The sequence below is a fragment of the Chthoniobacterales bacterium genome, from assembly GCA_035274845.1.
Classification (GTDB): domain Bacteria; phylum Verrucomicrobiota; class Verrucomicrobiia; order Chthoniobacterales; family UBA10450; genus AV80.
The window spans coordinates 220,716-243,309 of the sequence record DATENU010000020.1 but is presented as its reverse complement, the minus strand read 5'-3'; the positions used below and the strand labels follow the sequence as shown (position 1 = coordinate 243,309).

The following is a 22,594-nucleotide window of genomic DNA, read 5'->3' as shown; positions in this document are numbered from 1 at the left end:
ACTCCATTACTCCAGCCTGCTTGCCCTACCCCAGCGCCCTCCCGCAGCGCCGGCAGAAACGCGCCTCGCGATCCGTTTCAACTGTCCCACAGGCCGAACACGCTGGTCCTTCCTTCGCTTTGGCGGCTTCGCGCAGTTCCACGGCAAAAATGCCGGTAGGCACAGCGATGATGCCGTAGCCCATAATCATGAGGAAACAGGCCAGAGTGCGCCCGAGCACCGTGTGCGGCGTCACGTCTCCGTAGCCAACGGTCGTGATCGTGACAATCGACCAATAAACCCCGCGAGGAATGCTTTCAAAACCATTCTCCGGACCTTCGACCAGATACATGATCGTGCCCATGATGAGAACGACCGCCAGCACGGTGGAGATGAAAACGGCGATCTTGCGCCGGCTGGAGTAGAGCGCGGCCATGAGTGTCTCGCTCTCTTCCATGAACTCCGAGAGCTTGAGAATTCGAAAGATGCGCAGGAGCCGGAGGACCCGGACCATCAGAAGGAAATTCGCGGTCGGGATAAAGAGATTGATGTAACTCGGGAGAAACGCGAACAGGTCAATGACCCCGTAGAAACTCCAGACATAACGCAGGGGACGCCGCACACAGGCCAGGCGCGCCGCGTACTCAAGAGTGAAAAGGATGGTGCAGGCCCATTCCAGGCTGCGCAGCAGAACAGCGTGGGCGGTCCAGATGAACTCCACGCTTTCCAGCATCACCACCGTGATGCTGACTCCAATCGCGATCAGCAGCCCAATGTCGAATGCTCTTCCCGCCCGCGTGTCGCTCTCGAAGATGATCGAGTAGAGCCGATGCTTCCACGCCGGCTGGCTGCGGGTCGGGCGATGTTCGGCAAAAGGCATGTGACCGACTCGACCTTTAACTGGGTATCCCGTGATCTGACATAGTCCTTTCGGGAAAGTCCTCGCTCGCGGGGGGCCCACGGTCCACGTCACCAGTCTTCGTCGCACGCTTTACAAGAAGCCCGCGTCCGGGGCAAAATTGTGACCTATGAAGACAACTCGCCACACGGTCAATGTCCCGGCCGAACTGGAACAACTTCTCAATGATCGCGTCCGAGATTTCCGAAGTCTTTCCGCTTACTTTGTGTCGCTCTGTTTTACCGACCTGCTTTATCTTCCCAAGCGCCCGATCGCCAAGGCTTTTGCCAATGCGAGCTGGCAGCAGCAACGCCGCGCGATCGAGAGCCTCGTCACCCTGCGCAAGCAGGGCTGGAAAGGCGTCAATCTGCAATTGCATTTCGACGCCGCAACCCAGGTGGAAAAGGTCGCCAAGAAGTGCCTCAAACCGGACGACTGGCTCCTCGACCATATCCAGGAAGAACTCGCTTTCATGCGGGGCGCTGATTTGCGTCGCTAGCGGGGCCGGCGCAGCGCATCGTTGCGCCGCGCAATACATCCCAGAACTGCAGGGCGCTGCGCAGCGCATCACTCCGCCGCGCAATGCACTCCAGATAGTGAATGCAGGCTCGGCGATATGATGAAATCTCCCGCTTCCCAATCACCGAAGCGAAATGAACAATCCCGTCCGCCAAATCGAATCTGTCCCGCAACTTTGCCTAACGAATGGATTACTATTCCGTAGGTTAACGGAATTAGATAAGACTAAGGTCCCATTTCGGACGCGGCGCGAACCGTGCACAATCGCGGCCATGAACGCGTCTCCCACAGCCGTATTGTCGTCAATTCGTTCCCGTAAGCGCACCTCGCGCTTCTTCTTTTTACTCACGCTCGCGCTTCTCTGCGTTATCGTCGCTCCGCTCCGCGCCGCTGATGTAACCTGGAACAATGGCCAGGGAAATTTTCTCTGGAACACCACCGACATGAACTGGTCTTCGGGCATCTGGAATAACGCGAACGGAGACGGCGCGATCTTCGGCTCGACCGGCGTCGGTACGGTCAGCGTCGCTTTGCCGATCAACGTCAACAGTATTGGCTTAATCGCGGGCGGCTATGTCCTGAATGGCTCCGGCCCGCTCAACTTCGTCAGTGGCACCAGTTCGCTTGGCACCAGGAAAGCCTTCGTGGATACCGGTCTCACCGCCACGATCAACACGCCAATCAACAGCTCGTTTGGCCTGACGAAGGCGGGCCAGGGAATCTTGCAGTTGGCCGGGCCTCTTACTTTTAGCGGCTTCGGCTTATCCCTTACCAGCGCGACTAACATTCTCCCCGTCGACATTTACGCGGGAGGAATCAGCAGCCAAACTCCGACCCAGTACAGTGGCACTACCCAGATTATGAACACCAGCGTTCTGCCCGCGACCACGCGTCTCGGCATTTCCGATGGCCTGTTTGATTTTGGCGCCCTGAACATCACCCTGGGCTCGATCACCTTTTATAACGACACGGATTTCTTCGCCTTTAATCCGGCCACTAACACGGCCGGTCTTGGTATTACCGGCACCGGGACCCTGCGCGTCACCGGCGAGATCAATGTTCTGGGAAATGTGTTTAACTTCAGTGTCGGCAGCAACACGATCGCTCCCAACCTGGATTTCGGCGGCGGCACCCAGATCATCCGCGTCTCAAACGCCGTAACCCAGAATCAGTGGGGAGCGCTGCAACTGATGGGGGTTCTTTCCAACGGTTCGCTCCTCAAGACGCTGAGTTACAATCAGAACGGCGTTATGGCCCCCGGCGATGGGATCGGCCTGTTCGGCAACAATACCTACACCGGATCGACTCGAATCGGTGGCGGTTTCAGCGCCGTCACTGGCACGAATGCTTCTACTTCGGTTGAAGTGATTGGAAATACCGGTCAGGGCGCACTTTCGCTCCAAGGCGCCAACGGCTCTTATCTTTCAGCCACCACGATCCAGGTATTCTCCGGCGCCACCTTCCAAATTGAGAATAACGCGTCCATCGGCGGAGCCGGGAACTTTTCTCCGACAATTCCTGGGGCGCAGAATAACAATCGTTTGGCGGACAACGTCGCGCTTCAGCTACGCGACGCCAACTTTACTTACCGGGGGCAAAATAATGTCGCTGCCTCCGAGACGATCGGCAGCGTCAGCGTGCTCGGCGGAAACAATGTCTTTACGATAAATACCGGTGGGACTGGCACAGCCACCTTTACCATTGCGAGCGATCTCACCGTGGCGGCGCGATCGACCCTCACCCTGAGCTCGACCAGCCTTGCCGTTAACGACAAGGTTTTTGTGAACGGCACCCTTCCCCCCGTGGACGCGACCGGCATCTTGCCGCGCATTGTCCAGACGACTGACTTCCTTACTTACAACGGCGCGACCGGACTCACGCCTTACACCGGTTATTCTACTGACTTCAGCACATCCGGAACGAACGTTTCGGTGACCGCGGCCGCCACGGTTAGTTCTTCGGTGAATATCAACGCCCTAAAGCGCGGCACCACCTCCTTTGCTCTCACGCTTGGAGGCGGTGTCACTCTGGGAATCAATTCCGGAATGGTCCTGAGCACTGGCGGCACAGGCACCTACACTGGCGGAACGATTGCCTTCGGCTCCGCCCCCGGCACCTTCTTTGGCACCAATACCGTGAGTAGCGCCATCACCGGCAGCGCTGGCTTACTAAATTCCACCGGCACGCTTACCCTGAGCGGCGACTTGTCCGGACTTGCTGGAACGATCACAGAGAACACCATAGGAACGATCGCCCTGGCTACGAACACCTTCGGTGGCTCGATCGAAGTTCGCGAGGGGGCTTTTAATATTAACATCAGCCAGACGCTCGCTGGTCAGGGAGCGATTACCCTGGGCGTCTCAGCCAACGACCCCGATATGGTGGGTGCAGTTCCCAGCCTCAGTATCTCGGGCGCAGGCGCCAACGCCACCATCGGTCGTGACATTATCGTTAATAACGGCACTCAGGCCAACGTCGGTGTAGCGCTTGGCAACTCTTTCATGGCCGGGCTGAGTCCCCTGAATAATACCACTGGTTCTCAAACCCTCACCGGTAATATCACGGTGAACACCCCATTCCGGATCCAAGGCGGCGGCGCCACCGGAACCGGGTCCACCAATTTCATGGGTAACATCTCCGGTCCCTCCTCCATTCGCGTCGTCAACGGGCGCATGACGTTCTCGGGTAACTACAGCAACGCTGGTGGCTTCTGGCTCGGCGAAACAGGGAACAACACCCAGGTGACCTTCAATGGCACACCAGGCGCCACAGCCCCGCTTATCATTAATGGCACGAACAACAATAGTTTCATCGCCTACACCTCCGGAGCGCTGCCCACCGGCTTGATCTCGACGAACAATTCGAACACGAGCGGGCTGGCCTTCCTCACCCCGCTGGATAATTCGACCATCAACAACAATTTCGTCCTCAACGGAGTCGGGTATAATATCAACCCCCCAAGCGGCAGCATTCCGATCGCGGGGAGTGGAAGCGTCGGCGCCAACATTGGCAGCGGCCTTAGTTCCATTTGGACGGGGCAAATAAGCGGCGCGGGCGGCCTTGTGAAAAATGGCCCCGGCATCCTGACTCTCAGCAACGCCTCGAATACGTACACCGGCATCACGACGATTAACGCCGGGACTTTGCTGATAAACGGCAACACTTCCGGCAGTTTGATGAATGTTAACGGGGGGACGCTGGGCGGCTCCGGCACAGTCGGCGGCATTATCGCGACCAATGGATCCGTGGCCCCAGGAAACAGCGCCGGCGTGCTGACTTCCGCCGGCAATGTGACCTTCAACACGGCAACGACTTTCACCATCGAAATCGGCGGCGTGAATTTCGGCACCGGATATGATCAGCTGCAAGTTACTGGGACCGTTAGTCTCGGGGCCGGTGTCACTACCCTCAGCGGCACGCTCATCAACGGCTTCACGCCCACACCCGGACAACAGTTCGCCATCATTCAAAGCACCGACGTGCTCACCGGCACGTTCGCGCAAGGCTCTTCTATCAACATTGATGGCACCGATTTCACCATTACTTATAACGCGAACAGCGTCGTCCTGACCGTTGCGGCGCCCACGCCAACGCCAACGCCAACCCCCTCACCGACCGCAACGGCGACAGCGACGCCAACCGCTACCCCGACTGCGACACCCACGGCTACACCTACCGCGACGCCAACTGCCACCCCGACGGCGACGCCGACCGCGACTCCGACCGCAACACCAACTGCAACGCCAACCGCAACCCCAACGGCGACTCCGACCGCGACGCCAACTGCAACGCCGACCGCGACGCCGACTGCAACACCGACCGCGACGCCAACCGCAACCGCCACTGCGACTCCGACCGCAACTGCCACTGCGACCCCGACCGCAACCGCCACTACGACGCCAACCGCAACCGCCACTGCGACGCCAACCGCAACTGCCACTGCGACTCCGACCGCAACTGCCACCGCGACTCCAACCGCAACTGCTACGGCAACCGCTACCCCCACGGCCACAGCTAGTCCGACTGCGACCCCAACCGCGACGCCGACTGCGACCCCCTCCGCAACTCCGACCGCGACGCCCGTAATCTCACCGACGCCTACGGCCACGGCGACACCTACACCGACGGCCACTGCTACGGCTTCCCCTACCCCAACCGCCACTGCCACGGCTTCCGCGACCGCTACTGCTACGGCCACCCCAACGGCGGCGCCAGCTCGGCCGATGAACCTCTCCAGTCGTCTCAACGTCGGCACCGGTGACAAACTTATGATCGGCGGCTTCATTATCACCGGGAACGCGCCGAAGAAGATCGTCCTCCGCGGAATGGGCCCGGTCCTCGCCGGTTCTGGCATCACCAATTTCCTTGCCGACCCGTTCCTGGAACTGCGCGGCTCCAACGGCTTGCTGATCCAGTCGAACGATAATTGGAAGGACACGCAACGCGCAGAGATCGAGGCCACTGGCCTGCAACCGGGTGACGATCGCGAATCTGCGATGGTGGTCACCCTTGCACCCGGAGCGTACACCGCTCTCCTCACCGGCAAGAATGGAACTACCGGCGTCGGCGTTGTGGAAGTTTACGATGCGAGCGCCAGCTCCGATTCACACCTGGGTAACATCAGCACCCGCGGCTTTGTCCAATCCGGAAACAACGTCCTTATCGCCGGGTTCATCCTGGGCGGCAGCACCGCCAACGGCAACGTCGTGGTCCGCGGGATGGGCCCATCGCTCAGCCAGTTCGGTCTTAACGGCGTCCTCGCGGATCCGACAATCGAGCTGCGCGACAGCAATGGCACTGTCTTGATCACAAACGACGACTGGGAGAGCGATCCGGTTTCTGCCGCGGCCCTCATTGCCAGTCAGCTCGCGCCGTCCGATCCGAAGGAATCCGGTATCTACACTTCCCTGCCGCCCGGCGCCTTCACGGCCATCCTTGCTGGGAAGAACGGCGGCGTCGGTATCGGACTCGTCGAGGTCTACAGCGTTCAGTAATCCAAGAGTTCCGTCGAAACGAACATCGGGCAATGGCGCTTGCGGCCAGCGTAAAGGAAAAATTGTCACTCGGTTCAGATCCCAAAAATTCCAGGCGCGTGATTGTCTCGGTAGGGCAACGATGATTTCCCGATGGCGATTCCCCTCGTGAAGGAAAAAGCGAAATGGTCATTCGCTTCAACCCCGACAAAAACTGGGAGCCCACCCGCGACCGCCGGCCGGACCCGAAAAACTGAATCGCTGTAGCGGTGGGTGTCTCCACCCGCAGAATCATTCCGCCTTCCCCTCCCGCTGCGGGTGTGACACGCGCCCCACACCGATTGGAATCTAGGATTTGGGATTGGCACTTCCCGCGAACCGGGTATTTTCGCGGAATTATGCATCGCGAACATCACCGCTGGTATTCCCACCGCCTCAGCCGCGACATGGGCATCAACGTCTACGGCAATTACGGCCTGCCCATCATTGCCTTCCCCACCAGCATGGGGGACGAACACGAACAGGAAGGCCAGGGCATGATCCGCACCCTCTCCCCGTATCTCGACCAGGGCCGGATCAGGATCTTCTGCATCAACGGCGTCCAGAGCGATTCGTTCAATAACAAGAACGCGCACCCCTTCCATCGCAGCTGGCTCCAGGCGCAATACGACGACTACGTGGCCAGCGAAGTCATCCCTTTCATCTACGACCAATGCCAGAGCGCCGTCCCGGTCACCACCTACGGCGCCTCGCTCGGGGCCTATCACGCCGCCAACACTCTCTTCAAACACCCCGACCGCGTGAAGCGCTGCTACGCCCTCTCCGGCGTTTACGATCTGCGCGATTCCATGGACGGAATGTACGACGACAACTTCTACTTCAATAACCCGGTCGACTACATGGCGAACCAGAATGATCCCTGGTTTCGCGAGCAGCTCGCCAGCTGCGACATCCATCTCGCCACCGGCTGCGGCCCGTGGGAACAACCCGGCCCCACCTACAAAATGTCCGAAGTCCTCCGGAACGCCGGCATTCCTCATCATCTCGACGACTGGGGTCCGAAAGGCGGCCACGAGTGGCCCTATTGGCACCACCAGATGTGGGAATACGTCGGCCAGCATTTTTAGCCGCTGATTGTTAAACACGCCGTCTCACGAGACGGCCTACAATCCGATCTCCTGACAATTTGCAATGAGAGGACGAGAGCGCGCTGGCGCCGCGCTCGGCGGACCTGAAGGCTTGCGTTCTCGCGGTGGCCCGGGCATGATCCGGGCATCCGAGCACTTGCCGAGATTCCCCGCCTCATTGCCTGGGCCGCGCCGGCCGTCCCAGCGGTCAGGGGCCTTTCACGCCGCGCAGGTTGGTGCGCCATGTTGTTTGTCGCAGCGCTTGTCCTAAGGCCTGCGCTTCTGCGCGCCGACTGTTCTCTTACCAGCACCGGCACCATTCCGCTCAATGATTTGGGACCCGGTAGTTACCAAGGCTTCACGGCAGGGCTGTATCCAGCCGGTTTCGATACGCCTCCGAATGCGCACGCTGCGGCTGCTCTCACCATAGCCACCGATCAGATCAAGCCATTGAACGCCTCCGGCGATCCGGATTCGGTCAATGGCAGGATCGTCATGATTTCAATCGGCATGTCAAACACGACGCAGGAATTCGCGACCAAGGGCACACAGAACTTCAAACTGCGCGCCGACGCTGATCCCGCGAAGAATCCGCAGCTGGTTATCGTAGACGGCGCGCAAGGCGGCCAGGACGCTCCGGCCTGGATCAACCCGAACGCGACGACGTGGAGCATAGTCAATCAGCGTCTCGCAGCGGCCGGGGTTGCGCCGCAGCAGGTGCAAGTGGCCTGGCTCAAGCAAGCACTGGCAGGTCCAAATAACTACGGTGCGTTCCCGGCGCACGCGCAGGCGTTGCAGGCCGACCTTGAGATCATCGTGCGCAATCTCAAGACGAAATTCCCTAACATCAAGATCACCTATCTTTCCCCGCGCTCACGGGCTTACACGAATACTCCGACCGCCTTGAATCCGGAGCCCTTCGCCTATGAGACCGGCTTCGCAGTTAAGTGGACGATTGAGGATCAGATTACCGGCGCAGGCAATCTTAATTTCGATCCTGCTAAGGGCGCCGTGGTTGCGCCGCTGATCTTATGGGGTCCTTATATCTGGGCTGACGGTCTTACCCCGCGCTCCGATGGGTTCACCTGGCTCTGCTCCGATCTCGAGTCCGACTTTACGCATCCTTCTGCGAGCGGAGGCGTGCCGAAAGTGGGCGCTCACCTTCTCGCGTTTTTCAAGACCGATCCCACCGCCGCCCCCTGGTTTCTCAAGCGAACTGTTACCGGCCAGCCGCCGCAGGTAACAGCTGGCGCGAGCGTCTCGAGCGGCCCGCCTCCACTGAGCGTGAACTTCACGGCAAGTGCCACCGATCCTGACGGAACAATCGTGGCGTATCAATGGACCTTCGACGACGGCACGTTTTCCATCGCGCAGAATCCGGCGAAGACATTTCCGGCGCCGGGGAATTATTCCGTTCGCCTCACCGTCACCGATGACAGCGGCAATACTACGTTGCGGGCTCTGCCTATCTCAGTGGCCCCGGCGCAAAGCTCACCCACGCCGACCTCGACCCCAACTCCCGCTTCGCCAACCCCGACTCCTGCTTCGCCGACTCCAACGCCCCCTTCGCCGACCCCAACGCCCCCTTCGCCGACCCCAACGCCCCCTGCCACCCCCGCGCCCACACCAACCCCAACCACCACGCCGATTCCAACTGCAACACCCAGCTCGTCTCCGGCGGCCCAGGCCCTCAACCTTTCCAGCCGGATGCGAGTGCAGACCGGTGATAACGTGGGCATTGGTGGGTTTATCATCACCGGCAACGCACCCAAACACGTGGTTCTTCGGGCCATTGGGGCAATGTACGTCAAGTTCGATCGGCTGTATGACCCGGTGTTGGAACTGCACGGTCCGGGTGCATTTCCTACGATCACAAACGACAACTGGCGAGATGATCCTGTCCAGGCTGCCGCGATCCTGGCCACTGGCCTCGCGCCCTACGATGATTTCGGATCAGCGATAGATGCGACCTTGAGTCCTGGCCTCTATACCGCGGTCATCAGAGGCAAGAATAATACTTCCGGTATCGGCGTGGTAGAAGTGTACGACCTGAGTCAGACAGTGGACTCGAAGCTGGCTAATATCAGCACGCGGGCCTTTGTCGGGACGAATTCCAACATCGTGATCGCGGGCTTCATTCTGGGCGGTAACAGCGGGGAGGACCGGATTGTGGTGCGGGGAATTGGTCCCAGTCTCGCTGCGGCAGGGGTGCCAAACGCTCTGGCGAATCCCACCCTGGAACTGCGCGATCTCAATGGATCCCTCCTCATCGCGAATAACGACTGGCGGGATGTTCCGGCTCAAGCAGCGGAAATCAGTGCGGCGGGTTTGGCGCCGAGTAGCAATCTCGAGGCGGCCATCGCTGCTACGCTGTCGCCAGGCCCTTACACTGCGCTGATGTATGGGGACACCAATTCCATTGGTGTCGGCCTTATTGAAATCTACGATCGAGGGACGCCGTAGGGCGGACTTCGAATCTCGACGATTGGGGCCCGAAAGGCGGCCACGAATGGCCCTATTGGCACCACCAGATGTGGGAATACGTCGGCCAGCATTTCTAACATTGTAGGGCGACCGCTTCGGTTGCCGTGATTTCTCCCCGGCAAGCCGAGTGCTTGCCCTACAATAGGCAAGCGGGGAGCCTGTCGTTGCCTTCGCCTGCGAGATTTGTAGGCCGGGCGCGCCGGCTGCCCTCGTTCGAGGCAACCGCTGCGGTTGCCCTACACTGCTTCTTCTTGTAGCCGTCGCCCTGTGGGCGACGCAAGACAGAGCGTCTCCAATTGCAACGCGTCCTCCGCGGCGGACGCGTCCGTATTTCCTTCTGAAAAATAACCCAGCGCTAAACCGCTGGAATGACTATTAGCCTCGCGATCGAGTCCCGCGATGCGGCACGACAGAATTCTTCCGCCCGGCGCCTGCCGGACGGCAATCACGACAATATCATTGCCCCCTCGACGCTTCGTGTCGGGGAATATAACGTCCGCAGCGTGACCCCGAACTCGGAATCGAACGTTCCTGGCAGCCCGGCCATAGCCGAGGCAGCGGGCACGCGCCGGACCGCACGAATCGCTGGCGCGCTCTACGTCCTCGTCATCGCGGGCGGTTTATTTGCCGGTATCGTCGATGAGTCTGTCACGGTCCATGGCGACACCGCAGCTACAGCTGCAGCCATCGCCGCCCATGAATCGCTCTGGCGTTGGGGTATTGCGGTTCATCTCATCTACTTGGCCGGTCCGGCCACGGTGATGAACGTGCTCCTTTACGGAATTATTAAGCAGGTCCAGCCGACTCTCGCCCTGATCGCCTTGACGTCCGGCATCGTGTCTCAAGCCGTGGAAGCCGCGGCTCTTCTCCCGCTCTATGTCCCACTCTTAACGATTGAATTCCCGAGCGCGTTGGCCGGCATCGGCGGAGCAGATCGGCAGGCACTCCTCTACGTTGCCCTCCGTCTCTCTCAAATCGGCTTCGGGCTCGCTCTATTCTTCTTTTCGGGTTTTTGCGCCGCCCTTGGAACCGCGATCCTGCGCACCGCCCTGGTGCCAAAAACTATCGGCGTGATGATGATCATTGCCGGGATTTGCTACTTCATCAGCACATTGTCCGACGCGATCGCGCCTTCGCTGGCTCATCTTCTCTCTCCCTGGATCATCATCCCTTGCTTCTTCGGTGAAGCCTCCCTGGCCATGTGGCTCCTGGTCAAAGGAACACATTCAAGTAATCCGTCCGGCCGCCAATGACGGCCGCTCGCCGGGTCGATCGGTAGTGATTTTGCTCTGCGCGGCAACGACGAGCGCGCCCCTCGCTGGATCAACTTCCCAACTCGCTTACCGCTACCCTCTCCGTCGTCTATGTCGCTCGACTCGCGCGCTCCATTCTTACTTCTTCCTTCTTACTTCTTACTTTTCTTGGCGGCGCCCCGCATAGCCTGATACCCTGCGATGTAATCCTCGACCGGAAGCCGGGCCACCGTCTTTTCCACCACATCCAGCGCGAGGTCCGGCAACGTCTTGAAACGAAGACAGCCCTGGCCCATGTCCAGTTTCTTGCCGCTCTTGGCGTATTGCGCGGTAAACCACTCCCGCAACGCCGGCTGTCCGTAAAAACAAACCATGTGCAATGCCATGTAATTCTTCTGTGACGCCAGGCTGACAAGCGGCAGCGCGACCTTTTTGTTGCCACCATAGCCCGCCGGATATGTGGACAGCGGAACGAACCAGCTGATCATGCCAAACTGGATGCCTTCTTTGTAACCCGGCGGCAGGGCCCGGTTAATTCCCCGGCGAACTTCGTTCAACGCGTCACGGCGATCCGCGGGGAGCGCGGCAAGATACTCAGTCACGATAGATGCTGGCATCCGGCAAGCCTACCATGAGAGCGTTCCCGGCCGCAATTGCACCGTGCGATATCGGCTGGATCACGTGCGCCAACTGCCAGGGCGACTCGCACCTTTAACTCAGATCTGAGTCGTTAACTTCTTTTTCCGACCGCGCAGCTTTCCAGAATCTTGAGTCCTTCTTCCACAAGTCTCCGCTCTATGTTTAGGGGCGGAAACATTGTGATCGCATTGCCGGAGGAACTGAGGAGCAATCCATTTTCCTCGCAACGACTGGCAATCCTATCCGCGTAATCCGAATCATCGAACTCAACGGCAATGGCTAATCCTTTTGCGCGAATCGTAGGCCGCTGTTTGAATTCGATCTGAGCCAGTCGCTCCGCAAACACGGTGCCGATCGCATTCACATGTGCGAGCAATTTCGTCTTGTGCCGAATCCAGTACCGTACATTCGCGAGCGCAGCTTCGACCGCGAGCGGATGCCAGCCGTAAGTCGAATAAAAACTTCCATCTTCTTCCGCCGACTTTGCCACGGTGGCTGTCGTCATCACTGCCCCCATCGGCGCGTAACCACCCGTGATTGCTTTCGCCAGGCACATGATGTCCGGCGCAATCGGAAAATGTTCGGTCGCGAACAAGCGGCCGGTGCGGCCCCAGCCGGATGCAACTTCATCCACGATCAGCAGCGTCCCATATTTTTTGCAAAGCCGCACCAGCCCAGTCATGAATTCCTTGTCCGGCACGAGGACGTTCAGGTTGCAACTGATCGGCTCCATGATGAATGCGGCCACGTCGCGTTTCCGCAATCGATTGTCGATCTTGCCCAGAGCCGCGCGATTCAATGGCGGTGAGATTTTGTAACAATGGGGAAGCAAATTCGGATAGGTTTCGCGATTGCTCGACGCGCCAATGCTCAGTCCGCCGATCGTGTTGCCGTGATAGGCGTTCTCGAGCGAGATAACGCCGCGCCGGTTGGTGTGCACCATCGCGATCTGCAGCGCGATCTCGACCGCCTCGCTGCCGCCGGTCGCGCGAAACGATTTCGTCAGGCGGCCCGGCGCGATTTTTGCCAGCAATTCCGCCAGATCGACCCAGGGCCGGTAAAGATAATACGGATACGCATAGGTTACTTTTGGGGCGGCTCGCAACGCCCGTTCGATCTCGGGGTTGTTCCAACCGAGATTGCCCACACACCAGCCCGCTAAAAAATCGATGTAACGTTTCCCTTTCGAATCGAAAACGCAGCTGCCGTCAGTGCGCGCGACCTGAAACTCCTCCGCGTCCGCAGCGCGACCGAGAAACTTGCGCGCGCGTTGTTCGAGCTTCACGTCAAGGAAACGCTTTTGGGAACCGCCCCGGACGCCAGGAAAGCCGGTGGCCGCCACCGCCGGGAACCGCACCGGTCGCAAGTTCTATCTTCTCGTTTCGCCGTTTTCCCGCCACAATCGCCGCATGCCATGAAAGAGATCCCGATCATTGTCGAGCTGGTCATTATCGGCTTCGAAGTCGTGGCCTGGATCCTTTTGCTTGTGTTCTCGGTCTTCGGTTATCAATGGATCCGATTCGATTTCGTTAACCAATGGGCGACTCAACTCTCCTTCGGCCTTGTCGGAGTGGGCTACCTGTTCGGCCTGATTTGCGACAAGGCTATCTCCTCGCTGCCGTTTAGCTGGATCGTCCGCGGCAGCGCGGCGTCGGAAAGCGCGGACGCCCCGACGCCGCTCGCGATGCGCATGCGAGTGCTCGCCAAAGACCCGGACATTTATCACGTGCTTCAACAGCACATCAACCAACACCGCCTCGTTCGTTCCACGGTCTTCAATTTCGCCTTGATCTCCCTCGCCGCGCTTGTCTTTGTCGTCACCCAGGTCGGATTCAACCTCCGTCTCCTAGTTGTTCTCATCTTTCTTTCCGTTCTCTTCGTTGGCCTGACCTTGTTCACCGGCCGCCAATCCGCCCGCACTCTCATGCTCGAGTTGCAATACGCCAGCGAGGCGTTGGAAAAGAAGGATACGGACGGGAAGTCACGGGGTGACGACGAATCGCGCTCGTAGCGATCAAGAATTCCCTTTGTAGCCGTCGCCCTGTGGGCGACGCGCACGTTCGCCAAAGCCGAACGGCTACAGACGCGCTAAAGCGCGCATATCAAGACGCGGCGCGGCAGGTGCGCAAAGTTCCGGCTGAGCCTGGAAGACGAGGTGGCTAAAGGCATGCCACACTTTGCAAAGTATGACCAACGGGTCAACGCAAGCTCGGAGATTCGTACCCGATTGGATGCCTATTCGTATCCCGGCAGGACCCGGTTGATTCCCCGGTCGAACGTCGTTCAACGCGTTTCAAGCGATCCGCCGGAGACGCGGCAAGATACTCAGTCACGGTGAATGCTGGCATCCGGCAGCCCACCATGACCGCTTTTGCAGGCGCAGTTGCAACCTCCGAACACCCGGAATCGCGCAAGGCCAGAGATTTCAGCGACCAGATTTCTTCGTCCCAGTTGCCACGTGATCAACCTGCAACTGGGCGAGCGCGGCAGGTGAAATCGGACGGCGGTCCCTGTCCAGGTACTGATTTTGTTTACGGGCATCTCCCGTATACGCGTAGACGTCGTCCGGCTTGGTTTTGCTGAAGAATAAACCGCCCGGATACAAAATGCCCGGAAGCGGAAATATGCTGAAGTGGTTCTTGTCGAAGACCCACACCCCCTTCGGCGCCTAGTAGTAGATGCCATCGCTATCCTCGCTCACCGGCATGAGCACGCCACCCTGGAGCGCGAGGACCCCGTCGAGCCCACCGTCACCGTGATGAAGGAACATTTGTTTACGAAAGAGGAGAATACGCTCTACCACGCCGCGCGCTGTGCGCGGCGGACCGAACAGCGGGTGTCGCGGGGGATCGGCCTTCGCCGGGCTAACCAAGAGAACGATCGTTACAGCCACCGCAATCGACGAGGTCTGCATTCGCCCAAATCTGGCGTTCACTTCCCTTCGTTTCAAATGTCGAGATTCTGAGGTTTGTATCGTCGTTCTTGGTAAGCGACTGCGGGCCGTTCAAGAGAAGACCCTTTCGGGTTGGATTGGCGGTGTAATGTCCCCACCCGCAACATACAGCACCCAAAATCGATCGGATCACGACCGTTTGGAACGCAACAAATTGCAAGAAAAAAGGACTGACCCCGAATTCCGAATTCATCTCGACGCCTGAGCCCCGAGAGGCAGCCAAGAATGGCCTACCGCCCGCTGTGATCATAACAACTGAGACTTCGACGCAATTGAATTCAGTTGATCCTGGTATTCTTTAGGCAAGCGCCTCCCAATTGCTTGTTGCACTGCGAGGAGTATCTTCGCCGATTTCTGCAGCGGCCCAAGATTCGACTCACACGCAGCCAAGACCGCTGGAACTGTCAGCCGCGGCGATTGTAAGGCAAACGTGGAAATCATCTTCGCAGGCCAGACTCTTGCTAAAATAGCCACGAGAACTTCGGCAGCTGTAGAACGCACGATCGACGCGCTAAAAAAGACCAGAATTGTGACGTGTGAATAAAATATACTGTCGACATCTAATGTTTTATCAGCGGACATTCTTAGAGCGGCCAGAAGGCGCCTCTCTCGAGGTTGTTCTTCTGACTTCGCGATGACTACGGCGTCTTCGGTCGCCATCAGCAAGATTTCGCGCCCATCTTGAAGCCAAGATTTTAATCCGGCTTCGATTACGAGCCCTTTAATGGCTTTCGACCAGTCGGCCAAAGTATCCGAAATGGATGTTTCACGCACGATGATCGACAAAAGACCAGAAACTAAAACTTGCTGAGCGACAGCAATATCTCCAAGCTCCGCCGGAGCACGGGCAAGCTCTTCGTTCGCTTTCTCAGCGGAGTCATTTCGAATGGATTGATTACCGAAAACAAGTCGATTAACTCTGGCCATTTCCTCGGCCGTAATCGGGAGCTTAGTCAACTCTCCGCTTCTGATCGCATGCTTTACTTCTAGCTCTGCGCCGAACCAGCGGACAGTTGGTAGAGTTGATCCTCCTATTCTTGTTCGAAGCTCAGTGAATGCCCGTGGCTCTAAATGCAATGCCGCTTCGGTTTGCGCAAGCAACAACCAAAGTTGCTCTGGTGAGGTCACTGGCAGTTCGAGCCATTTCTCGCCCGCTTCGGGATTACTTCCGGCTCCCGGCGGAGGCGCATATGCGCCTTCTTTTTGCACGCCGGCTGCGGAGTGCTCAATGTGGATCAGCATCTGCCCAACGATCTTTCGAACGCGAAACGAAGGAATGTCCTCTTTGGAGTTGGGGAGGATCTCTAAACGTTTTAGCACGTCGACGAATACCGAAATTGCATAATCAAAGTCGCCACCGCGCCATTTGGAAAACGCCGCGTCGGCAAGCAAGCCTGCGGCAATAGCGGTTAATCCCGCAGCATCCGCTTTCGCAACTCCAGTTAAAAAGTATTGGCTCGCCCGTTCAAATTCTTCAAGACCCACTGACGCCATGCCCGCTTTTCGATGAGCGAATACCACGCTCGAATCCAGAGATACCGGATGGACCTGCCAATCTGGCAAAATGCTATCCCAAAGCTTAAGCGCATCTGCATTTCTACCATCGCTTACGAGCAAGTTGGCATGAGCATCGACATAAACGTTGGAATGTGATGACAGGCTCGCCCCGATCTTCTCCAAGATTTGGAACGCGCGGGGACGATCATTAAGATACTCGTCGCAAACGATAACCATCGCGCGAACAGCCGCATCGGCCAGGTTTGGCACATCAAACTCCTTGGCGAACTCGACTCCCTCTTGCATCACCTCGATACAGCGATTCCAATTTTGCGGCTCACGCTTTTCATCGCCGATCCAAGCGCGATCGACCAGCATTCGAGCCTGCATATCGTCTGCTGCAAAAAATTCGCGAAAATGATCGATCAGCTTTGATCGATTGTTTCGTAGCTCCGCTAATGTTGCCGAAAGATACTCTGACCCATCGCACCTAATGCTGACGAAGCCAAATAGGACTGCCGCTAATCCTGCTTCACTGTGTATCACACGCGACAAACTGGCTTTGATCTCTCGGACGCCTCTAGCCAGATCATCGTCTCCTGCTGCTAGTCTCAAATAAACAAGGTCGATCTCGTCAATGAAATGCAGCAGCATCTTAGGCGAAAACCGGGCCTGAAACGCTAACACGACAGACAGAAGTGAAAGAAGTCGGCCGATTTCGTAATTCCCTCCCAAAAATTGCGAAGTTGTTTCGATGTCCAAACGATTTGCAATTGCATTGATGTTTTTATCTGCAAGCGCAGCGGCAACATGAAACTGCAACGCGCGGAGCATCCAGTTAATCTGTAGCTGCTCAGGAAATACCGGCCTGTCGGTAACGAGGGCTGTCAGCCAAAACAAACTTTGGGCCATCGGCTCTTGCAGCGGCAAATTCCTAGCCAATATATTGCTCGACATGGCAAAAAGAAGAGGTCGTGACCGAGAAACAAATCCTAGCATCAATATCTGGTTTGCTTCCGCCGTCGTAAGTTTGCCGCATTGCAGCAACGCAAGACCCACCTGTTCGCGATAACCGTTTACCTTATCCGCCGACCACACCTCGGTGGCCGCGTTCGCGAGCAACGGTGACAAACGAAAATAGTTCGGGCTGACCGGCTCAATCCAAGGACCCAACAGGTGATCAAAAATGTCGCCAGGGATGCCGGCAGCGGGCGGCATCTCCGCAATTGCTATAGCATGGTCACGCCTGAAAGGTCCGCTGATGAGACTTAAATAATAAAGAAGGCGCTTTTCCTCCTCTGGGAGTTCCGCTAGGAGCATTCTCGCGCGCGCGCGCTCAGCCGCGATTTCTTTTGGTATCTCAATAACAGCGTTCATGTCGACGTCTGGCCAGCCCTGACGTGACAACGTAAGGAGCTGCGCATGTACGAGCTGGGGATGCCCTTCCGACTTCATCTCGACGACAGAAGCCCAATGTTTCGTTTTGTCTGCGGGGCAACCAAGACTTAAAGCAAAACTCTCAATTTCCGTCCGCGCTAGTGACGGAACGGCGATTGTCGGATCTTTGCTGAGACCCATGCCGCGCCAGATTGACGGCGGGAATACTCGCTCACTCGTCGCGATGACTTCTCCGCCACGGGCAAGAATTGTGTACAAGAGCCCGCCAAGCACCGCTTCGTAATCGCGCGTCGCAGTCGGATCAAAATCCAGATCGTCTAGCACGATCGTCTTCAGCGAGCGATTCTCGTCAATAACATGCCCGAGTTGTCGCAAACCCGAATTCGTTTCCCGCGGTGTCAGTCCGCGGAAAGGTGCCCAAACAAGGTCTGATCTCGACTGAACGACAAGCGCAGCAAGGATCGTTTTACCTTTACCGGTCGAACCTTGGAAAGAGACGATGTGACTGTGCGTCAATTGCAATTGCGCTTGTTGCACAACAGCTGTTCGCGGCGCGTAAATCTTAGGCAGAGGGGGCGGCTTACGCTGTGTTGCCGTCCTTAAGTCAAGCGTGAGGGAGGTCGACGATAACGATCCGGAAAGGAGGGAAATAATTGCCGCCACGCTTGCTTGATGCTGGGCAATTGGAACGCTTATGCGCGTTTCTTCGTCAAAGATCTGAACGAAGTCGGCGTATTGGAGAGCGCGACGCTCTTTCGACCCGGCTGCATCGGCGACCTCCCGCAGAAGTCGAGACGCCACACGTTCGGCATCCGGCGCAGGCACATGACGCGTAACACCGAAATCGATTAGTTTCCGTTTGACGGCTTCCTGCACGCCAGTGCTGTCGGATGCTCCAACGTCCCACGTGATGCGTGAAATCAATTCTTCGGCAAGCTCCGACGTTGTTGCGGATTCGATGAAGCTTTTAAGATCTCCATCAAAACATTTCTCATCGATGAGAAATGCTCTCAAGACTTCGACGAGAGAAGGGTCACGGATTGACCGCTCCCATATGCCAAGACCAGAGACGCCAGGACCGAACGGTGCTCCTCGCTCCTGGCCTTTCTCCGATGTAGAAAGAAAGCGATAATAAATCCGGTGGTCCCGGTTTTTTTGTCGCGTGTTCCAGAAATTCTTGACTGTTTCTACGACGTCCGCCGAGCGAAGGGTGATGTTCGCGCTCGTTGCTTTGACTTGCGTGGCAGTCGCTGATTGGCCCGAGACTACATCAAAATCTTCCGCACCTTCGACGAACAGAATGTCGCCTGATGGGAGGTCTAGCCAAGCATGGACCGTATGCCAAAATTGAGAGATAAAACCGTGCACTGCATCGCTGGCTCGCCGCGCGGGATCTCCAGCCAATCCCTCTTTTTTTTCCGCGCCCATGGCCGTTACCAATCACTCGGCCAAAACGCTGGGTGCGTGAACCTTCGCAAAAACGAGTTAGTGAATTCCGCGATTTGCCGGGGGGAACGAGCGTTCATAGGGGCGTCCCCGGTTGTTAGCAACAGCCGGTGGTCTGAGCGCCCGACCCGTATTCGTCGTGCCGACGAAACCACAAGCCTTCCTCGTTGCGCCCCTTCGGAGCGCGATCAAGCCACTGATACATGCTCCACAGGGCGTCGAGGCCGCGGGCGTAGGCGGAGTAGGTGTGGTAGACGACGCCGTTCTCGAGGGCAAACGCGCTCATGCCAGGGGCCTCGCGCGTATAGTGCGCGTGGTCGGTTCCGCTCATTTTGGCGAACATGACGGCACCGCTGTCGGGATCTTTGGGGGGCTCGTAGGGCGGCTCTTTCCGGTAATTGTATTCGACGCCTTCGCGCTCCTGCTCCTCGGTGAACGAGGAACTGAAGTCGTAGTTGAAGTCGGTGCCGAATGACGAGGCCCACGGAAAACTCCAACCCATCCGCTGCTTGTAGGCCTGGAGCTTTGCGAGCGGGGCGCGCGACACCGCCCAGAGCATGACGTCGTGGTTCGCGAGATGGACGGTGATGCCGTTGAAGCCGTCGGCGATGGCAGAACAGGCGGGGCAGCCGGCGGTGTAATCGGGGCCGAACATGAAGTGGTAAATGAGGAGTTGGGAGTTTTCTCGGAAGAGGTCGGCGAGCGAATTGGTGCCCTCTGTCGTGTCGAACCGGTATTCCTTGTCGATCCGGACCCAGGGGAGTTCCTGACGTTGCTTCGCGAGTTCGTCGCTACGGTGGGTGTGTTCCTTTTCTTTCTTGAGCAGCTCAAGGCGTGCTGTGAGCCACTCTTGGCGCGATGCGGTCTTATGCATAGGGAGAAGTGTCGTGTGACGTGAAGAGAACCGAGAAGATTTATCAGATTTCGCACCGCTTGATCAACATGTCACTGGTCACTCGTCACAGGTCACTTTCCTTGCCGAGAGTGCGCCGATCCGACGGCTGCGGTTCGACGGTCTGAGACCGCCGCTACAGGTCACGTCACTCGTCTCACGTCACCTCACTTTCCTTTATTCCGATTCATCATCGGCCAAAGACCTTGTGAGCGGCGGCGGCGGGGGAAGTGTCCCCGGGCTTGGTGGTGTCGATCGACATTCCTCGTCCCGTGACTTTCCAGACGCGGCCGTCCGGTGTGCCGACAAAGATTGGCTGCTTCATCAGATGAGCGATGTAAATGAGCGTCTCCACGGGCTTGTTGCTCACAATTTGATTCATATAGGCGGCCGCGGGGGTAGTGCCCTTGGGCGTATCGCGACGCGGGTCGCCGATCATTAACGTCTGGGAAAGGGCGTCGACCCGCTCGGCCCTCCTGCCATCGGCCGAGATGGTGACGCGGCGATGACCCGCGAGGACGAACTGCCCGGGTTTGCCGCTCGAGCCGATCGCGTAAACCAGAAAGCCGCTCTTATCGGGGTCGTCGAGCACGACATAGTCGTAGCGGATACTAAAGAGGCGGCCGCGGAGGGCATTGATCGCGGTTTCCCTGGCTCGTTTGCGCTCGGCCGTGGTTGCGCCGCGGTCCGGTGTCTGGATGACGCGCGTTAGTTCATTCCCAAGGCGCTGTAATGTCTTGACGTCGAACTCGCGAATCTCGCCGGCCAATGCTTCAACGCTCGTCAGGAAGCAGATGATGAAAACCGCAAACCGTTTCATTTCTTTTTCCCTGCGGATTCCAATTTTTCGAGCTCAGCCTTCGTGAACTTGTGAATTGTCCCGTTCGCGATTCGCCAGAAAGATTTGTCCATCGTGGCTATGAATATTGGCAGGTGATAAAGATCGCTGGTGTAAATCCAGGTCTCGACCGGATGTTGGGCTTCAACTTGCGCAATGACCAGGGCAGCGAAGCTGTTTCCCACGGCTGGTTTCGGCTGTTCGATCAGTTGAGATAGCAGATCGACACGCTTCGCGACCGTGCCGTCAGCGGATGTCGTTACCCGATAATGACCTCCCGTTGTGATGCCGCCTTTCTTCTTTTGAATGGCGAGGGCGTAGACCAGAAAGCCGCTGCCAGCGGGATCGTCCAAGACCGCATAATCGTACCGGACCTGGTCGTAGAGTCGATCGCGGACGGCCGCGATGGCGGTTTCTCTTCCGTGCTTCTTTGCGGGCGTGGCGAACCCGCGGTCAGCGCGCTTACTTACCCTGACAAGCTCGTTGCCCAGCCGCTCGGTCGTTTTCACATCGAACTCGCGAATCTCGCCAGCGCTGGTTGCGCCGATGGCCAGCAGGACCTGAATCGCGGCGAGAAACCGGGGAAGAAAACGCATCGCTTTGTTCATATCAGGGGCAAGGGACGTGTGACGTGTGACGTGTTGTATCAGAAGAGGGCGGCGTACTTAAGGAAAAGTTCGTCGCAGATTCGACGGTCATCCTCCTTCGCCTGGCTACGGCGCGACGGGTAGACCGCCGCTACAGGAGGGGCGCGTCCAACACGGCTACAGTCGCTGATTCAATCGCGGCGGACGCGCAGATAGGCAGGGAACCTCGGCAGGCCTTTGGCGGTCAATCCCTGGAATCGATAGGTGATGACCGCTCCTACCGGCGGTGGCGATTCGCGGTCGGCGTCGGTCAGGCCGGTGCCGATCGAAAATTCACGGCCATCGTCAGTCCGCACACGAAGGGCTCCGAGTTTGCCGGCGAATTTTCCGGTGCCGTGTTCGTGCGCAACGACCGTGGCTTCGGCATCATCGTAAGGCTTGACCTTGAGCAAGGTGGGCGAGCGGCGCGGTTCGTAAAGCGACTCCGGCTGGCGCAACATCAATCCTTCACCCCCCTCCCGGACGACGCGATCGCGCTCGGCCAGGAGTTGAGCCGGTCCCTGGCAGCGTTCCTGCGCCACGACCCGAACGAACTGGTTTCCTTCCGAAACCGTCGCGCGCAGGAATTCCATTCGCTGTTCAAAAGTGCGTTTCATCCGCGGAGCATCGAACACCATATAGTGAATGCGTTTCCAGCGGTCATCCGGCGTTTGTGAACGCACTATGCTGGCGGTCTCTTCGAATTTCCCGTGGCCAATCCATAACTCGCCGTCCAACGCGATGTCGCGCGGCAATTCGGCAAGAAAGTAATCCGGCGCGTGAATGAGATTGCCGTTCCGGGTCCATAACTTTTGGCCATCCCAAAAGGCGCGGAGGCCATCGTATTTTTCGCTCATCCACCAGCCGGTCGGATCGATGGACGGGTTCCACACATTTGCCAGGAGCAGAGGCGGCGGTTGTTTTTCTGCCGGCGGAGCGACGGCTGGAGGATCATTCTGCTCTGCCGCGACACTGCAGATCAGGAAGTAGGAGGCGGAGCAGGCGACAGCGGTAGCTAGGAATCCGGGGGGAACCTTCATACCCAAGCCTCGGCATTTCGCATTCCGTCTGT

15 protein-coding genes are annotated in these 22,594 nt (G+C 58.0%); 6 read left to right on the top strand and 9 right to left on the bottom strand.

The window, feature by feature from the left end; genetic code table 11:
- Window positions 1-25: 25 nt before the first annotated feature.
- Complete coding sequence (locus VJU77_14605) at window positions 26-859, bottom strand: ion transporter (GenBank protein HKP04579.1); 834 nt, start codon at window positions 857-859, stop codon at window positions 26-28.
- A 148-nt stretch (window positions 860-1,007) separates the two neighbouring features.
- Here VJU77_14605 and VJU77_14600 point away from each other — a divergent pair, with 148 nt between their 5' ends.
- The 5 genes from VJU77_14600 (at window position 1,008) to VJU77_14580 (ending at window position 11,233) form a co-directional block, all read left to right on the top strand.
- On the top strand, window positions 1,008-1,376 hold the full coding sequence (locus tag VJU77_14600) for a hypothetical protein (protein HKP04578.1): 369 nt from the start codon (window positions 1,008-1,010) through the stop codon (window positions 1,374-1,376).
- Window positions 1,377-1,668: 292 nt separating this feature from the next.
- Complete coding sequence (locus tag VJU77_14595) at window positions 1,669-6,390, top strand: autotransporter-associated beta strand repeat-containing protein (protein HKP04577.1); 4,722 nt, start codon at window positions 1,669-1,671, stop codon at window positions 6,388-6,390.
- Window positions 6,391-6,767: 377 nt separating this feature from the next.
- Complete coding sequence (locus tag VJU77_14590; GenBank protein HKP04576.1) at window positions 6,768-7,496, top strand: alpha/beta hydrolase-fold protein; 729 nt, start codon at window positions 6,768-6,770, stop codon at window positions 7,494-7,496.
- A 243-nt stretch (window positions 7,497-7,739) separates the two neighbouring features.
- Window positions 7,740-9,959 (top strand): PKD domain-containing protein, encoded by a 2,220-nt coding sequence (locus VJU77_14585; protein HKP04575.1) that lies wholly within the window; start codon window positions 7,740-7,742, stop codon window positions 9,957-9,959.
- Between the two features lie 389 nt (window positions 9,960-10,348).
- Complete coding sequence (locus VJU77_14580; protein ID HKP04574.1) at window positions 10,349-11,233, top strand: DUF4386 domain-containing protein; 885 nt, start codon at window positions 10,349-10,351, stop codon at window positions 11,231-11,233.
- 152 nt (window positions 11,234-11,385) lie between these two features.
- Here VJU77_14580 and VJU77_14575 read toward each other — a convergent pair whose 3' ends face one another.
- Both VJU77_14575 and VJU77_14570 read right to left on the bottom strand, forming a co-directional pair.
- The gene (locus VJU77_14575; protein HKP04573.1) at window positions 11,386-11,850 is read right to left on the bottom strand and encodes a DUF1801 domain-containing protein; all 465 of its coding nucleotides are present in this window, start codon (window positions 11,848-11,850) and stop codon (window positions 11,386-11,388) included.
- Between the two features lie 113 nt (window positions 11,851-11,963).
- Window positions 11,964-13,229 carry an aspartate aminotransferase family protein gene (locus VJU77_14570; GenBank protein HKP04572.1) on the bottom strand — a complete coding sequence of 422 codons (1,266 nt, stop codon included), beginning with the start codon at window positions 13,227-13,229 and terminating at the stop codon, window positions 11,964-11,966.
- Between the two features lie 57 nt (window positions 13,230-13,286).
- Between VJU77_14570 and VJU77_14565 the strand changes: the two genes are divergently transcribed.
- Window positions 13,287-13,883, top strand: coding sequence for a hypothetical protein (locus tag VJU77_14565; GenBank protein ID HKP04571.1), 597 nt, complete (start codon window positions 13,287-13,289; stop codon window positions 13,881-13,883).
- 657 nt (window positions 13,884-14,540) lie between these two features.
- Here VJU77_14565 and VJU77_14560 read toward each other — a convergent pair.
- The 6 genes from VJU77_14560 to VJU77_14535 all read right to left on the bottom strand — a co-directional run bounded on the left by VJU77_14560 (window position 14,541) and on the right by VJU77_14535 (window position 22,562).
- Window positions 14,541-14,786 (bottom strand): hypothetical protein, encoded by a 246-nt coding sequence (locus VJU77_14560; protein ID HKP04570.1) that lies wholly within the window; start codon window positions 14,784-14,786, stop codon window positions 14,541-14,543.
- A 285-nt stretch (window positions 14,787-15,071) separates the two neighbouring features.
- Entirely contained in the window at window positions 15,072-19,148 is a 4,077-nt protein-coding gene (locus VJU77_14555; protein HKP04569.1) for a hypothetical protein, read from the bottom strand.
- A 115-nt stretch (window positions 19,149-19,263) separates the two neighbouring features.
- Complete coding sequence (locus VJU77_14550) at window positions 19,264-20,040, bottom strand: DUF899 domain-containing protein (protein HKP04568.1); 777 nt, start codon at window positions 20,038-20,040, stop codon at window positions 19,264-19,266.
- Window positions 20,041-20,248: 208 nt separating this feature from the next.
- Window positions 20,249-20,878 carry a hypothetical protein gene (locus VJU77_14545; GenBank protein ID HKP04567.1) on the bottom strand — a complete coding sequence of 210 codons (630 nt, stop codon included), beginning with the start codon at window positions 20,876-20,878 and terminating at the stop codon, window positions 20,249-20,251.
- On the bottom strand, window positions 20,875-21,504 hold the full coding sequence (locus VJU77_14540) for a hypothetical protein (GenBank protein ID HKP04566.1): 630 nt from the start codon (window positions 21,502-21,504) through the stop codon (window positions 20,875-20,877). The genes VJU77_14545 and VJU77_14540 overlap by 4 nt, the downstream gene beginning before the upstream one ends.
- A gap of 170 nt (window positions 21,505-21,674) precedes the next feature.
- Window positions 21,675-22,562: a DNA ligase gene (locus tag VJU77_14535; protein ID HKP04565.1), complete on the bottom strand. Its 888-nt coding sequence runs from the start codon at window positions 22,560-22,562 to the stop codon at window positions 21,675-21,677.
- Window positions 22,563-22,594: the final 32 nt, after the last annotated feature.